The organism is Rhodoglobus sp. (assembly GCF_053580035.1).
This window is the reverse complement of sequence record NZ_JBMDVL010000001.1, coordinates 1,705,234-1,719,663: the sequence shown is the minus strand read 5'-3', so window position 1 is coordinate 1,719,663 and position 14,430 is coordinate 1,705,234. Positions and strand designations below refer to the sequence as shown.

Below are 14,430 nucleotides of genomic sequence, written 5' to 3'. Positions count from 1 at the left end.
CGAAGTAGTCATCCCGTGCCGTGACCCGCACCGCTAGCCCTATCGGCATCCCAGTAGCCACAATTTCGAGCACCGGAGGATTCGGATGACCAGTCATTCCACGTACGGTTTCGGCTCCCTGGTCGGACTCGACCACATCGGAGTCGGCGTCTCAGACATGCAGGCGTCGCTCAACTTTTACGGCCAGCTCGGCTTCTCAGACATCGTCTTCGACTACACGGGCCCTCTTGGCGGCCTTGAGCAGGCAACAGGGCACGCCTCCACAGAAGCTCGCGTCGTGTACCTCCGCAGCATTAACCCCACCGTCCTTGGCCGGTCCGGCGTAAAACTCGTTCAGCTGACGAACCGTCACGCCGCCCCAGTTCCCGAAGGCTTCGCATACGGCGAGCCCGGAATCTGCGAAGTGTGCCTGCATGTGAAAGGCCAATCCGAGTTCTATGATTCGCTCGTCGCCGCCGGCCACACCAGCCTGATGGCTCCCGACGATCAGGTCTTAGAGCCCTACCAAACACACTGCGGCCTCTCCTATGTGTCCGACCCCGATGGGGCGAAGATCGAGCTCATCGAATGGTCGAGCCTCGAATCAGGATGGCCACATCCCGCAGGCCCTCAAGGCGTGAATCACGTGGCCTTCGGAGTTCACGACATCGACCGCACGGAAGCGTTCTACCGAGACCTAGGCTTCACCGGCAAACTCTTCGACGCCAGCGGAGTAAACGAGCCCATGAACCCCTGGTTCGAATCCGTCGGCCGTGTGCCTCCGGTACAGCGGATGATGCTGCTCACGAGTCCTCACGGCGGCGCGCTTGAGCCGGTAGAACAGGATCCTCCCGGAGCCGACATGCGTGGCGAGTGGGGGCACCTCGGTACTTTCGAGTTCGCAATCGGCGCTCGCAACCTCGACCTTGCACTGGCCTACCTTGCCTCGATCAATGTTCCTCTCGTGGGTGAACCGGTTGAGATCGCTATGCCAGACGGTCAAGTGTGGCGTTATGCCTACTTCCAAGACCCCGCAGGTCTGTACGTCTCCATTACCGAAGTTCGAGCCTGACAAACGATATCGAGAATATGACCATTGCTACTAGCGCCACCGCGCGAACCCCCATCGTTCAGATTCGTGGGCTCCACAAGTCCTTCGGGCAAACAGAGGTGCTGCACGGGATCGATCTCGACATCCATAGGGGTGAACACGTCGTACTCTTCGGACCCTCCGGATCGGGAAAGTCCACAGTGCTTCGCAGCATCAACCTTCTTGAAGATCCCACAAAAGGCTCGCTCAAGGTCGACGATGTCGAGTACGGGCCAGGGCGCCCAGGCGAGACAAACGTCAAGCGCGGGACCAAACTGCAGCTGCGCCGCAAAGTCGGCATGGTTTTTCAACAATTCAATCTGTTCCCCCACCTTTGCGCCCTCGACAATGTGGCTCTCCCGCAACGCAAAGCGCAAGGGAAGAGTAAGGGTGATGCTCGCGAGCACGCCGCGGAAGCGCTGCGCAAGGTCGGCCTACTCGAACGGGCCGGGCACTACCCGTCTGAACTTTCCGGAGGCCAACAGCAACGAGTCGCGATTGCTCGCGCCCTCGCTCTCGACCCAGACGTCATCCTGTTTGACGAACCGACATCAGCCCTCGACCCGGAACTCGTCGGAGAAGTACTGAAGAGCATGCGTGAAGTTGCGGAGACGGGAATGACCATTGTCGTCGTCACCCACGAATTCGGCTTCGCCCGAGAAATTGGCGATTTGAACGTTTTCATGGAAGACGGACGAATTGTTGAGTCGGGACCCCGCGGGTTCTACGACAACTGCACCACAGATCGTGCCAAAGAATTCTTGAAAGCGGTGAAGTAATGAGCCTGTTGGACTTCGACTGGAGTTTGATCTGGGATAACCGTGAGGCCCTGATCAACGGAATGTGGACGGCACTGTCTGTCTCCACCGTCGCGCTCGTGATCTCGACGGTTGTCGGATTGCTCTTGGCGGTACTGCGCAACGGCCCCAAGTCCGTCAGCTGGATCGCCGTCGTGTACATCAACGTCTTCCGTGGTGTGCCCGCGCTCGTGAGTGTCATCTGGGTCTACTTCGGTCTCTCCCTAGTGCTCGACATCAGCTTTAGCGTGTTCCAAGCCGGTGTCATCGCGCTGTCGATGCTCTATAGCGCCTTCTTGGCAGAGATCTTCCGTTCCGCGCTCGCCGCTGTTCCTCACGGACACACCGAGGCTGGCTGGGCGCTCGGGATGCGCTCGAGCCAGATCTTCTTCTCGGTGACGCTCCCGCAGGCCATCAAGATTGCGCTCCCGAACATCGGAAGCATGTACATCGGAATGGTCAAAGACACCTCGACCTTCACTGTCATCGGGCTACTCGAAGTTGTTCGAGTAACTCAAAACCTTGTTGCGACCACATTCCAACCGTTTGTCCTCTACACCGCAGCAGCAATCATTTACGTGATTGCCGCTTTCGCCATCGACCTGATTTTCCGGCTCATCGAAGGCGTCTATGTTCGGCCCCCAAAGGCCGTGCTTGGCCGCGCCATCCGTGCTCGCCAGCGTCGAACGATCGAAAAAATCGTCGCCAGCACCAAAGCCAACTCCCTCGCGACCGCGCAGTTGTTCGTGAAGTAACACGCGGCCCGACCCGACACCTAGTTAACACACAACGAATAAAACTAGAAGGAGAACACAATGAAGAAGTCACTACGCTTGCCGCTCGTCGCGGCAATGGCGACTGCAGCGATGGTGCTGTCAGCTTGCTCAGGCGGAAGCACCACCGATCAGGGCGCTGCTGAAGCGAATGACGCCCTGATGACACCGGGCGTGCTCGTCGTCGGGATGAACCTGCAGTACAAGCCACAGATGTACCTCGAAGGCGACGAGCCCACAGGTTATGACGTCGAGCTGCTCAACGCCCTCGCCGACGAAATGGGCGTCGAACTGGAAATCAAGAACCTCGACTTCGCTGGCCTCATTCCGGGACTGCAAGCCAAGCAGTTCGATATGGTCTCCGTCGGCCTGAGCGCCACCGACGAGCGGAAGGAAGTCATTGACTTCTCGCGCGGCTACGTTCCTTACAGCAGCATCCTTGCTGTGCCGGAAGGGTCAGCAACCAGCCTGTCAATCGACGAGCTGAACAAAGAGGGCGTCATCATCACCGCTCTTCAGGGTTCGAGCAACGAACAACTGATTCGCGACAACTTCCCCAACGCCACTGTGCAGGGCTTCCCCGACCAGAACGCAGCGCTTCTTGAGGTTGCTACCGGTCGTGCCGCTGCAGTGGTCGTTGAGGACTACATCCTCGCTCAGTTCAGCGTCGCCAACCCCAACCAGTTGGCTCAGGCTGAGGTCGATGGGCCGCTGAGCCTTTACTACGGTTCGTGGGGAGTTCAGAAGGGCAACAGTGCTCTCGTAGCCCAGCTCGACGAGTTCCTCTGCTCCGCACAGAACGATGGAACGCTCAAGGACCTCTACACGTCGATCATGGCACCGCAGATGCCCGATATGCCGGGTGGCTGCTAAACAATGCACACAGATGAGCGTGTTTTTGATGTTCTGGTAGTGGGGGGCGGCCCCGCCGGAATGGCTGCGGCATCCACCGCAGCGGCCGCAGGCCTGAACGCAGCGCTCATCGACGAACGCCCAACTCTCGGGGGCCAGGTCTATAAACAACCTGGCCCCGGGATGCGGGTAACCAATCCGCGCGCGATGGGGGCGCAGTACCCCGCGGGGCGCCGCCTCATTGACGAGGCAGAGCAGAGCGGCGCAGAAATCATCCTTCGGGCGAGCGTGGTCAACCTCGAACCCTCTTCTGAAGGCTGGACCGCTATGGTCCAACGCGAAGGCAACGCCGTCGAACGGCTAAGCGCTGCTCGCATCATCGTGGCGGCCGGAGCAAATGACCGGCCAGTGGTCTTTCCTGGCTGGACCCTCCCCGGCGTTATCACCGCCGGTGGCTTGCAAACGCTCGCCAAAACTCAAGCGGTCGTTCCCGGCGAGCGCATCGTCTTTGCCGGCTCAGGACCGGTGGCGTTGGCCTTCCCCGCCCAACTTGCGGGTTACGGCGCCAACATTGTCACCGCTCTAGAGTCTGGCCCCACGCCGGGCATCGTCGACCTCGCGAACGTCGGACTCGCTGCGCCGGGCAACATCGGGCTACTGATGGATGCGGCCAAATACCGCGCTTCGCTCCTCACCCACAAGATCCCCCTCAAATACGGTCGCATCATCGTGCGCGCTGAGGGTGACGGGCGAGTTGAACGAGTCGTTCATGCCGCAGTGGACGCCGAATGGCGTGTCGTGCCGAACACAGAAGAAACCATCGATGCCGACGTTCTCTGCGTTGGCTACGGCTTCTCCCCCTCCACAGAACTTCTGCGCCTCGTAGGTTGCGACTTCGACAGCAACGAAGACCTGGGCGGCCCCGTCGTCAAGCGTGACGACTGGTGCCGCACGGGCGTCTCCGGAATTTACGCGGCGGGAGACGGCGCCGGCGTCGAGGGCTCCGCTGTCGCCGCTGACGAAGGGCGACTTGCTGGCCTAGCGGTGGCACAGGACGCCGGAATCCTGAGTGAACGAGAGAGCACCTCTCGGGCATCCCGTCTTCTCAAACGAGTCGGGCGCCGACGTGCGCTCACGACTGCGGCCGACCGCATGTATCACGTCGGCGAGGGAATCTTCGAGCTCGCCGAACCCGACACCACTGTGTGCCGGTGTGAGGGCACAAAGCTTGCGGCTATCCAAGAAGCGATCGAGAGCGCTCCCGACGTCAGCGCTGTCAAGGGGCTTACCCGCGCGGGCATGGGGCCATGCCAGGGGCGGATGTGTGGCCGCCATATTGCGGCAATGATCGCCACGAGACGCGGAGTTCCTCTCGCCGACGTCGAGCCCGCAACACCGCGGATGCCGCTGCGACCGACCGCGATCGGTGCGATCGCGAACCCAGCGGTCACCGATCCCGGCCTGTTCGACACTTCGGCCGTGCGACCAACGGAACCCGAGCGCGCCGACCTGAACTCTGCTGCACGCTCTGATGCAGCCTCGAGCGTTGTCGGCGAGACCGACGTGCTCGTCATCGGTGGCGGCATCGCTGGCGCCGCTGTCACCTACTACCTCGCCAAAGAAGGCATCGACGTCACGCTTCTTGAGCGTGGCGAACTCAACCGTGAGGCATCCGGAACCAACGCAGGAAGCTTCCACTTTCAACTCGCCATCCACCAGCTCTCTGGCCAGGGAACTTCAGCTGACCGGGATCGGCTACTCGGTGATGCGCGCGACAGCGTGCGTGCCTACGAGCTCTGGAAGGGGCTCAGCACCGAGCTCGGCGCAGATGTCGGGCTTCACCAAACCGGTGGTTGGATGGTCGCCGAGACTCCTGAGCAACTCCAGATTCTGCACGAGAAGCACCTGCTCGAGGCTGAGGCCGGGATCGAAACCGAGGTGCTAACCGGTGCTGAACTCGCCAACCGGGCTCCCTACTTCTCTGATCGAGTTATCGGCGCTACGTACTGTGGACTCGAAGGGCACGCGAATCCGCTCACCACGGCCCCTCTCTATGCGCTTCGTGCGGTTGAAGCCGGTGGCACCGTCAAGACCCACACCGAAGTGCTCGGCATCGAAGTGAACGCGGCGTCGGAGTCACGACGCTTCACCGTGCGCACCACTCAAGGCACCTACTATGCCCGCCGCGTGGTGAACTGTGCCGCAGCTTGGGCTGGCGATCTCGCCGAAATGGTTGGGCTCAACTTCCCCATCCGGCGCGAGGGCCTGCACGTGAACGTCACCGAGTCACGCCCGAAGCTGCTGCCATCGATGGTGCAGCACATCGGTCGCCGACTCACTCTCAAGCAGACCTCTCAGGGTGGGTTCATCGTGGGTGGAGGCTGGCCGACAGGCGCATCGGCCTACCCCACCCGGTATCCCACCCAGTGGCAGAGCGCCGCGGGAAACCTCAACGTTGCCCGAGATGTCATCCCTGCACTCGACGACGTGAGGGTCATCCGCACTTGGTCGGGAGTGATTGCGTTCACCGATGACAAATCACCCATCGTCGGTGAATCCGAAAAAGTGCCCGGCTACTACGCGTGCGTTGCCACCACCGGATTCACGTTCTCGCCGATATACGCCTTCCAACTATCGGAACAGATCGCAGAACAGCACAAGGGCGCTTCACCCTTCCACAAGCGATTCTCTCTCGATCGAATGTCGTAGGTTACGCGGCAGGGAATTATCCACAGTTTTGTTACACCACATATAGAGGAGCGTTGAGATGAATCGTGATGACGTCGATTGGGCAGGCTATTTTCCCGCCGTTGTGACTCCGTTTACCGAGTCGGGAGCGCTTGATACCGAAACGATGCACGCGCTGATTAATCAGTACGCGGAACGCGGGATGCACGGTGTCGTCGTTAATGGCACGTGCGGGGAATGGTTCTCGCAGAGCGTTGACGAGCGAAAGGCCGTGGCTGAAACTACCGTCGCTGCCGCGAACGGAAGAATGCCCGTGCTGGTGGGATGCACTTCGAACACCGTGGAGAATGTGCAGGTACTGGCGCGTCACGCTCTCGATGCGGGAGCCTCCGGCGTTCTCGTCTCCCCGCCGCCTTACATCAAGCTCTTCCCCAACGAAGTAGTGACCTGGTACGAAGAGGTCAGCGCCGCTGTTCAGGGACCAACTGTGGTCTACAACTGGCCGCACGGCACCGGCATAGATATCGATTCTGACCTCGCTGATCGTCTCGCCGACATTGACTCCATCGTGGCCATCAAAGACAGCACACCCAACGTTGACCAGTTCTTCGAGACGTCGCGACGAGTTCGCGACCGGGTACGCGTTTTCGGGCCGTATATGTCTGCTCGCGGTGTTGAAGTACTGCGCACTGAAGGCGGTGACGGCACCGTTGGTGGCGGCTCGCTCTTTGGTTCTCCCGATCCGCAATTCTGGGAGAACTACTGGGCAGGCGACTTCGATGCCATGGAGCGCTACGCCGCGGTGCAAGACCGTCTCTTTCCGAAGCTCTGGCTTCCCGGCGGTTGGGCAGGAATCTACGGCGGCTACCAGTCGCAGCTGAAGGCCCTGATGCACATGCTCGACCAGCCCGCTGGCCACGTTCGACGCCCGCGACTTCCCGTCAGCGACCCCGCTGCTTTGGATGCCATGCGCGCCGTGCTTGTCGACGAAGGATTACTGAGCGCCACTGCGGGGCAAGCGTGACCTCGGGCCGCATTCCGGGCCACGGCATGGAACGTGGAACCCCGGTGCGTATCGTTGTCGACGGTGCGCCCCAGGATGCGTTCGAAGGCGAAAGCGTCGCCGCCGCGATCATGGCGTGTGGCCAGAATGAACTTCGCGAACACGAATCAGGTGAGCCGCGGGGATATTTCTGCGGCATGGGCATTTGTTTCGATTGCGTTATGACGGTCGATGGCGTGCCCAACACTCGCACGTGTGTGACGTGGGTGCGGGATGGTTTGACCGTCGAACGACAGCGTGGTGCAGGGCTTGCATCGGATGAGCCAGGAGAAGTGCACAGTTAGGGCGGCACGGTTGAGCGCTGACTCCTCAGCGCTGCGCCCCACCGTCGGGCCCGTGCGAACCCCAGTTTTGAAGTGATCTCCATCGAAAGGACCTTGTATGTCTCTCCCCAAATCTCAGCTATTCGAACCGATCACGATCAACGGTCTTACTGTTCCGCATCGCCTCTGGGTCGCCCCCATGTGCATGTACTCGTCGGTCGACGGTCAACCCGCTGACTTCCACATTGCCCACTACGGTTCATTTGCGCTCGGCCGCGCCGGTCTCATCATGACCGAGGCCACCGCGGTCTCGCCTGAAGGCCGAATCTCGCCCGACGACGCTGGGCTCTGGAACGACGAGCACACCATCGGTTGGCGCCGCGTCGTGGACTTCGTGCACAGCATGGACTCCCTCATCGGAATGCAGCTCTCGCACGCTGGCCGCAAGGCGTCAACGGCTCCTCCCACGCGCGGTCGCGGTTACGTTCCGCCGGCTGAGGGTGGCTGGCAAACGGTCGGGCCTACCGACCTGCCCTACGAACCATTCGCGGCTCCTGTTGCGCTCGATCACGTGGGCATTGCTAAGGTCGTCGACGACTATCGGGATGCCGCACGCCGTGCTGTTGAGGCTGGTTTCGACTTGGTCGAGGTGCACGCCGCCCACGGCTATCTTCTCGGGCAGTTCCTGTCGCCGACCTCGAATACGCGTACGGACGAATACGGCACCGATGAGGCCGGACGCACCCGCATCCTGCGCGAAGTAGTTGCTGCCGTCCGCGAGGTCATCCCCGCCGACATGCCACTCGTACTGCGCCTCTCGGCCACTGAGTGGGTTCCCGGCGGCGTGACCGTCGATGACACCATCGCGGTTATTCGCAGCCTAGAGGGCGTTGACCTCATCAGCGTCTCCTCCGGTGGAAACAGCCCCGGCCAGCACATTGTGCCGGGACCCGGTTACCAGCAGCCGTTGGCTCGCAAGATTCGCGCCGAGGTCGACCTGCCCGTTGGTGTTGCTGGCCTCATCACGTCGCCCCAGCAAGCAGAGGCGGCGATCGTGACCGGCGACACCGACATCGTGTTCGTCGCGCGCCAGTTCTTGCGCGAACCCAACTTCGCCCTGCGGTCAGCTTCTGAGCTCGGCGGCGAGCTTGAGTGGGCGTGGCAGTACAACCGCGCAAAGTACTGGAACAGCATTCCCTAAGCGCGCGAGCCGCCCGCAGTTCTGTGAGGCCGTCGAGCAGTGGTTAACTCAGCCACCGCTCGGCGGCCTTTGGCGATAGTCCACCCGTAGCGCAGAGCCAGCCCACGGATGATGCGACCGCTTCTTCTGACGTGAAGCGAGGGCGATACCCCAGCTCTGTCTGAGCGCGTTCGATGCTCATGACATGGCTTCGAGTGATGTGCTCGAACGACGTGGATGCTTGCTTCGGCGTTACTCGCTCGCGAAAGCTCTCGAAGGGGAGGAAGTCATAGGTCACGTCGTGACCGAAGCGCTGAGAGATCGCCGCCGCCAACCCGCGAAGATTGCTTGCGCGGGCAGCAACAGCATTGAACACGTCGAATGCCGGAGCGGTTTCTCGCTCGACCGCCAGCTGGAACACCTGCGCGACATCACTGGCATGCACATGGTGAAGGGTCTCGAGCCCAAAGTTGGGCAGAGCCACTGGTTCGCCAGCGGCGAGGGTCTCCCACACTTCCAGACCACCGTGGCCCTGAGGGTTAATGACGGCCCAGCCTGGCCCACAAATCTGACCCGGGCGGATGACGGTGCTGGGAAGCCCGTCGGGCCGCAACGACTCGAGACGGAGGACTTCTTCAACCGCAGCCTTGAGAATGCCGTAATCGCCCCACGGTTCGCTCACGACATCTTCGTCCGCCGGCACAGACGACAGCCGTCCTTTCACCCAAATGGTGCTGCACATGATGAGGCGCGAGATGCGTCCGCGCAGTCCCTCAATAAGGTGCGCAGCTGACTCCGGAGTGAAGCAGATCATGTCGACAACAACGTCGGCGTTCAAGCCTGCAATATCGTCTGCGAAGGTGCCGGCCTTTTCGCCAGCGTCGCGGTCGATCATGACGTGCTCAACCGAAGCCCACGCCTCGTGTTGGCGGTAGCGCGGAGTTGCTGTGCGGCTCACAGCGACGACATCGTGGCCCGAGGCTACAAGCTCGGGAACCAGGTAGCCGCCGACGTGTCCAGTAGCTCCAACGACAACAACTCTCACGCGTACCTCTTTCTACTGTTCTGGTGATGCGATGACTGAAATCGGTGTCGGCTTAAACGGAACTTGAGGCGCGAAGCCTGAACGTTCATCCACCGGATTTCCGCTTCGTTCGGCAGAAAGCGCCACAACAACCGGACCGCAATAGCGGCCCTGGCACTTGCCCATTCCCACCCGCGACACTCGCTTACTGGCACCGGCGCTCGACGTCAGTTCATCGACGCCGCGCGCGACCGTCTCAAGGCTGAGGCTCTCACAACGGCAGACTGTTGTTTCGGGGGTCGCCAGCTCGATCGTGAGAACCGGCGCAGCAAAGACGCGGTTCAGCGAATTCTGGAACCTCAAGTTGCGAGCCAAGTTTCGGCGAGCTGCGCGGAGTTCACGGTTATGTGCGCTCGAGGCAACTCCGCCAAGTTCGGCCACGATCGAGGAACCGGCGATGACACCGCGGGCCTGCGCAACCTTCGCGCCGTGCACCTGGGCAGAGTCGCCAATCACATATGTCTCCGGCACGGAGGTACGACCGTCGGCGTCGCGCTCAACCACGAGGGTCTTGAGCGAGTCATCCCACGAGTGGCGGCAGCCGAGCATCCGCGCGATCTCGTTCGATGGCAAGAAGCCGTAACCCATGCACACCGCGTCAATTTCGAAGCTGCGCTCGGTTTCGGCGATGGGCGTTCCGTTGGCACGCAACCGTGCCACCACGGCGCCGGTCACTCCATTCTCGTCGCCGGTCAGGCGCACGACCGCACTTCCTGTGATGACGGGAACGCGGGCCCGAGCGAGCGCGAGGCCGTACTTTGCGCCATCAGCGATGAGTCCGGGAGACGAAAAGGCCATCGTTGCGCCCGAGAAAACGTTGGCGGCCCGCACGGGGCTCGCTAATTCAACGAGAGCGACAACGCGCGCCCCTGCCGCCGCGAGCTCCGCTGCGACCTGCATGTTCAAAGGACCGTTGCCCGCCACCAACACCCGTTGACCTGGCGACACTTGATACGAACGCGAGAGAGTCTGAGCTGCGCCGGTCGTCATGACCCCGGGCAGGGTCCAGCCTGGCATCGGGACACCACGCTCATACGCCCCTGTCGCGAGAACGACTCGCTTGGCACGAATGACCCATCGTTCGACCGGACTCGCGGCAACGATGTGATCCGGAGCAAATGCTCCCCACACTTTTGCGCGGTCGAGAATACGAACGCCTGATGCCCGTGCGCGCTCAATCAGAGCCCGACCACGCTGATACTGGCCATCAAGGCGCTGCTCATCGAGGTCGAAGTCGGGAGCGGGCTGCTTGTAGTACTGGCCACCGAGTTTGCCACGCTCGTCGAGCAAGATGACATCGAGCCCGCCCTCGGCCGCAACCGCTGCGGCGGCAAGCCCCGACGGGCCAGCGCCAATCACGACCACGTCGGGCGTCAGCGTCGACTCGGGAAGGCTGGTGCTGTCGTCCAAGCTGGGCAGATCGAGCCGCGGCTCAGCAGAATCGACGACCATGCCGTCCGCGGCTGGGGTCATGCACGCGAGACTCTCGCCCTTGCCCTCGATCATGACCGTGCACTCAGCGCACACGCCCATTCCACAGAAAACTCCGCGCTTGTCGCCTTCTCGGGCCACCCGCAAAGCCGGATCCCCGGCGGCAATAAGCGCCGACGCTACCGTGTCACCGGCTTGGGCTTCGACAGCTTCCCCGTTGTAGTTGACCGTAATGGCGCGGGGAGCGTCGCCGAACCCCTTGCTATGAATTCGCACTAGTGGTTACCGTTTTTTCGCTGGTAGGCGCGCCACGTCGTTGCCCAACGCTCGGGGTCATCAAGCCCCGCTCCGTTGGCACGCGCGACAACCTGGTTGTGGGGCGAGGTTTTTACGAGCTCTGCATCGCTGCGAGCTTCGTCGATTACGTGAGCGAGCACGTCGATCCAGTAGTCAATGTCTTCAATCGACCACGCCTCGCCGGCCTCCGGGGTGAAGGGCTCAGGAACAATCCACGGTTCGTGGCTCAACCAGTACGCATCGATGCCGAAGTCGGTCATCCGGTTCTGGATGTCCACTGCCGTCACCCCAGTCTCGGCGGTGATGTCGCCCAGACTAAACCGAGTCATTTCCAGTCGGCGCTTGGTCATGTCGGGAAAAGCCTTCGTGATTCCGGGAATCTCGAGAATGCGCTTCTCCATGTAGTTGTTGGTGAGCACTGACAGGTCTGCTGCTTCGCGCAAACCATTGCCGCCCATTGCTGTGAGCCAGGTGTATGCCGCGATTACCTGCGGCACGTTTCCGAGATATTCGCGGATGCGACCCAGGCTCGATGGGGACTCCACGAGCGTGAAGGTGTCGTCGACCTTCTCGATGCGGGGCCCGGGCAAGAAGGGAGCGAGTTCCTCGGAGCATCCATAGGCACCCACAGCCGGACCGCCACCACCCTTCGTAACGCCGAAGGTCTTGTGGAGCATGAACATGCACGCATCGAAGCCGAGCTCTGCCGCGCGCAAGCGAGTCATTACGCCATTGAAGTTGGCGTGGTCGTAGAAGCAGAGTCCGCCCGCTTCGTGAACGATTTCGACCCACTCCTTAATGTGGGGGTTGTAGATGCCCATATCATCAGGGTTGTTGACCATGAGTGCTGCCGTGCGATCGCTCACCGCGGCCCGCAGCGCTTCAACCGACGGGTATCCGTTCTCTTCAACGGGAAGGGTAATGATGTCGAAGCCTGCAGCCGAAGCAGTCGCGGGACTAGACGGGTGCGATTGAGCCGTGGTGATGATTTCAGTGCGCTGCCCGAGCTCGCCACGTGATGCGTGATACGCGCGAGTGACGGCCGCGTGCGTGAATGCGGCAGCGGCTCCACCGCCGGGCTGGAAGGTGAAGGCTGGCATTCCCGAGAGCGTCGTGAGAGCCTGAGAGAACTCATCCACGATCTGAAGAACGCCCTGCATCGTCGACGGATCCTGGGCCGGATGCACATCCGCGACATAGGGGCGGGCAATGATTCGCTCGCTGATGCGCGGGTTGTATTTCATGGTGCAGGTCCCGAACAGGCTGATGCCCACCATTCCCATGGTCTGCTGAGAGAGGTGAAGGTAGTGGCGAAGAACATCGGGTTCCGACATCTCGGGAAGCCCGGGTGCTTCGGCGCGACGCAGTCCAGCGGGAACAAGCCCGGCTGCATCGGCACTCGCCCACGAAGTTGGCGGCACGGTACCGCGCCGGCCGGGAGAACCCATCTCCATAATGACGGGTTCGCTCCAGCGTGCGGAGTGGAATGGACGAATTTCGCTGCGAGTCATCGCGTGACCGCCTTTCCTAGGGAGCTGATCAATCGCTCGATATCGCCCTCCGTGTGCACTTCTGTCACACAGTAGAGAGCACTTTGCCCGAGCTCAGGGAAGTCGACGCTGAGGTCCTTGCCGCCGAAGATGCCCTCGGCAAGCAGCCTCTCGTTGATTTCGGCGACAGTCATTCCGGTACCGGTGAAGTCGACGACGAACTCTTTGAAGAAGCCGGAGTCAAAGCGCACCGTCACGCCATCGATACCGGCGATGCGATTGGCCGTTTCGTGCGCATTCGAGATGATCGTGCTGCCGAGTTCAGCGAATCCCGTGGGCCCCATGAGTGCCATGTAGACCGTGTTGCGAATAGCCCAGAGATAAACCGAGTTGCCTGTCCAGTCGTTACCGTCTTCTCGCGCACCGTAAGAGCTCTGCCCGAAGAGCGTCAAGCCGAAGGCACGCTCACCAGGGACGAGCGTTTCTGTGATGCTGACCTGAAGGGTCGGAAACTCCCGGGCATACCGTTCTTCGTCGCGCGTCGCGATGAAACCGCCAACGCCACCACCCGCGTTAAGAGGAACACCGAGGGGTTGGGTCGAGCCGATCACGATGTCCGCGCCATAGCTGGCTGGCGGTGCCACGATTCCGAGGCTAACCGGGTCGGTTCCGACGATCATTTCCGCGCCAACCGCGTGCGCCCTGGCCGTAATCTCTGCCGCTTGGGCTTCGAAGACTCCGAGGTGGTTGGGGGTGTCGATGTAGACGGCAGCGATGGTGTCATCGAGCACCTTTGCAAGCTGATCGAGGTCTGCTTTACCTGTAGCGGCATCGTAGTCGAGATCGATAATCTCGAGTGCTCGCGATGACCCCTGCGTCCCACAGTAGCTTTCGATAACGGCGCGACGCTCGGGATCGATGGCCTTCGTGACGATGACCCGGTTGCGTCCCGTGAGGCGGGCCGCCATGCGCAGCGCGTTTCCGCCCGCCGAGCCCCAGCTGTAGACCGGGAGGCCGACGAATTCAAGGTCAAGGAGTTCTCCGAGCTGAGAGGAGAACTCGAACCAAGCCTGATTGCGTCCGTGGTCAGACGACGGAGTTCCCCACACCGATGTGAGAAATTCGCTTCGCCCAGCGATCTCGTCGCAGACAGCCGGAACGTGATGCTGCCAACTGCCGGCACCCAAGAAACTCAGATTGTCGCGAGTGTTCTTGTTCGAACGAAGAATGTCATCGACGTGACGCTCAAGGGCTGCCTCCGACAGGATCCCGTCGGGAAGGGTTTCGCCCTGCGTGCCATAGTGCTCAGCGGGGATCTGCTCGAACAACTCCTCAATCGAGGAGGCTCCAACCGCGGCGAGCATTCTCTCGTGAATGGCCTCGGTTGAGTTTCCCATATAGGGATGAGGGGTGAGCTGGCTCATTTTCGCTTCCTTCCAGCGG

Annotated in this window: 12 protein-coding genes; 8 read left to right on the top strand and 4 right to left on the bottom strand. The window is 61.4% G+C overall.

Annotated features, from left to right (window positions below; genetic code table 11):
• The first annotated feature begins 85 nt into the window (after nucleotides 1-85).
• From ACOH1Z_RS08420 to ACOH1Z_RS08385, 8 genes are all read left to right on the top strand, one after another.
• Nucleotides 86-1,051 carry a VOC family protein gene (locus ACOH1Z_RS08420; RefSeq protein WP_449647993.1) on the top strand — a complete coding sequence of 322 codons (966 nt, stop codon included), beginning with the start codon at nucleotides 86-88 and terminating at the stop codon, nucleotides 1,049-1,051.
• A 17-nt stretch (nucleotides 1,052-1,068) separates the two neighbouring features.
• A complete protein-coding gene (locus tag ACOH1Z_RS08415) occupies nucleotides 1,069-1,848 on the top strand; it encodes an amino acid ABC transporter ATP-binding protein (RefSeq protein WP_449647992.1) in 780 nt (259 codons plus the stop codon).
• The gene (locus tag ACOH1Z_RS08410; RefSeq protein WP_449647991.1) at nucleotides 1,848-2,621 is read left to right on the top strand and encodes an amino acid ABC transporter permease; all 774 of its coding nucleotides are present in this window, start codon (nucleotides 1,848-1,850) and stop codon (nucleotides 2,619-2,621) included. The genes ACOH1Z_RS08415 and ACOH1Z_RS08410 overlap by 1 nt, the downstream gene beginning before the upstream one ends.
• Before the next feature lie 60 nt (nucleotides 2,622-2,681).
• Nucleotides 2,682-3,512 (top strand): transporter substrate-binding domain-containing protein, encoded by an 831-nt coding sequence (locus tag ACOH1Z_RS08405; RefSeq protein WP_449647990.1) that lies wholly within the window; start codon nucleotides 2,682-2,684, stop codon nucleotides 3,510-3,512.
• 3 nt (nucleotides 3,513-3,515) lie between these two features.
• A complete protein-coding gene (locus tag ACOH1Z_RS08400; protein ID WP_449647989.1) occupies nucleotides 3,516-6,200 on the top strand; it encodes an FAD-dependent oxidoreductase in 2,685 nt (894 codons plus the stop codon).
• Between the two features lie 58 nt (nucleotides 6,201-6,258).
• Entirely contained in the window at nucleotides 6,259-7,203 is a 945-nt protein-coding gene (locus ACOH1Z_RS08395) for a dihydrodipicolinate synthase family protein (protein WP_449647988.1), read from the top strand.
• Nucleotides 7,200-7,526, top strand: a complete 327-nt coding sequence (locus tag ACOH1Z_RS08390; protein WP_449647987.1) for a (2Fe-2S)-binding protein — start codon at nucleotides 7,200-7,202, stop codon at nucleotides 7,524-7,526. Before ACOH1Z_RS08395 ends, ACOH1Z_RS08390 begins: the two co-directional genes overlap by 4 nt.
• 97 nt (nucleotides 7,527-7,623) lie before the next feature.
• On the top strand, nucleotides 7,624-8,706 hold the full coding sequence (locus tag ACOH1Z_RS08385) for an NADH:flavin oxidoreductase/NADH oxidase (protein WP_449647986.1): 1,083 nt from the start codon (nucleotides 7,624-7,626) through the stop codon (nucleotides 8,704-8,706).
• A 43-nt stretch (nucleotides 8,707-8,749) separates the two neighbouring features.
• On the opposite strand, the gene ACOH1Z_RS08380 is transcribed toward ACOH1Z_RS08385, so the two are convergent.
• Genes ACOH1Z_RS08380 through gcvPA form a run of 4 tightly spaced genes read right to left on the bottom strand, consistent with a single transcriptional unit; the run spans nucleotide 8,750 to nucleotide 14,411 of the window.
• On the bottom strand, nucleotides 8,750-9,730 hold the full coding sequence (locus tag ACOH1Z_RS08380) for an NAD-dependent epimerase/dehydratase family protein (protein ID WP_449647985.1): 981 nt from the start codon (nucleotides 9,728-9,730) through the stop codon (nucleotides 8,750-8,752).
• A 12-nt stretch (nucleotides 9,731-9,742) separates the two neighbouring features.
• On the bottom strand, nucleotides 9,743-11,476 hold the full coding sequence (locus tag ACOH1Z_RS08375) for an FAD-dependent oxidoreductase (protein WP_449647984.1): 1,734 nt from the start codon (nucleotides 11,474-11,476) through the stop codon (nucleotides 9,743-9,745).
• A complete protein-coding gene (gene gcvPB, locus ACOH1Z_RS08370; protein WP_449647983.1) occupies nucleotides 11,476-13,008 on the bottom strand; it encodes an aminomethyl-transferring glycine dehydrogenase subunit GcvPB in 1,533 nt (510 codons plus the stop codon). Before gcvPB ends, ACOH1Z_RS08375 begins: the two co-directional genes overlap by 1 nt.
• Nucleotides 13,005-14,411, bottom strand: coding sequence for an aminomethyl-transferring glycine dehydrogenase subunit GcvPA (gene gcvPA / locus ACOH1Z_RS08365; protein WP_449647982.1), 1,407 nt, complete (start codon nucleotides 14,409-14,411; stop codon nucleotides 13,005-13,007). Before gcvPA ends, gcvPB begins: the two co-directional genes overlap by 4 nt.
• Nucleotides 14,412-14,430 lie beyond the last annotated feature (19 nt).

What these genes read in the sequence shown, in the direction of transcription:
- ACOH1Z_RS08385 (WP_449647986.1), top strand. Translation starts at nt 7,624, where the DNA reads ATGTCTCTCCCCAAATCTCAGCTATTCGAACCGATCACGATCAACGGT.
- ACOH1Z_RS08410 (WP_449647991.1), top strand. Translation starts at nt 1,848, where the DNA reads ATGAGCCTGTTGGACTTCGACTGGAGTTTGATCTGGGATAACCGTGAG.
- ACOH1Z_RS08400 (WP_449647989.1), top strand. Translation starts at nt 3,516, where the DNA reads ATGCACACAGATGAGCGTGTTTTTGATGTTCTGGTAGTGGGGGGCGGC.
- gcvPA (WP_449647982.1), bottom strand. Translation starts at nt 14,411, where the DNA reads ATGAGCCAGCTCACCCCTCATCCCTATATGGGAAACTCAACCGAGGCC.
- ACOH1Z_RS08420 (WP_449647993.1), top strand. Translation starts at nt 86, where the DNA reads ATGACCAGTCATTCCACGTACGGTTTCGGCTCCCTGGTCGGACTCGAC.
- ACOH1Z_RS08415 (WP_449647992.1), top strand. Translation starts at nt 1,069, where the DNA reads ATGACCATTGCTACTAGCGCCACCGCGCGAACCCCCATCGTTCAGATT.
- ACOH1Z_RS08395 (WP_449647988.1), top strand. Translation starts at nt 6,259, where the DNA reads ATGAATCGTGATGACGTCGATTGGGCAGGCTATTTTCCCGCCGTTGTG.
- ACOH1Z_RS08405 (WP_449647990.1), top strand. Translation starts at nt 2,682, where the DNA reads ATGAAGAAGTCACTACGCTTGCCGCTCGTCGCGGCAATGGCGACTGCA.
- gcvPB (WP_449647983.1), bottom strand. Translation starts at nt 13,008, where the DNA reads ATGACTCGCAGCGAAATTCGTCCATTCCACTCCGCACGCTGGAGCGAA.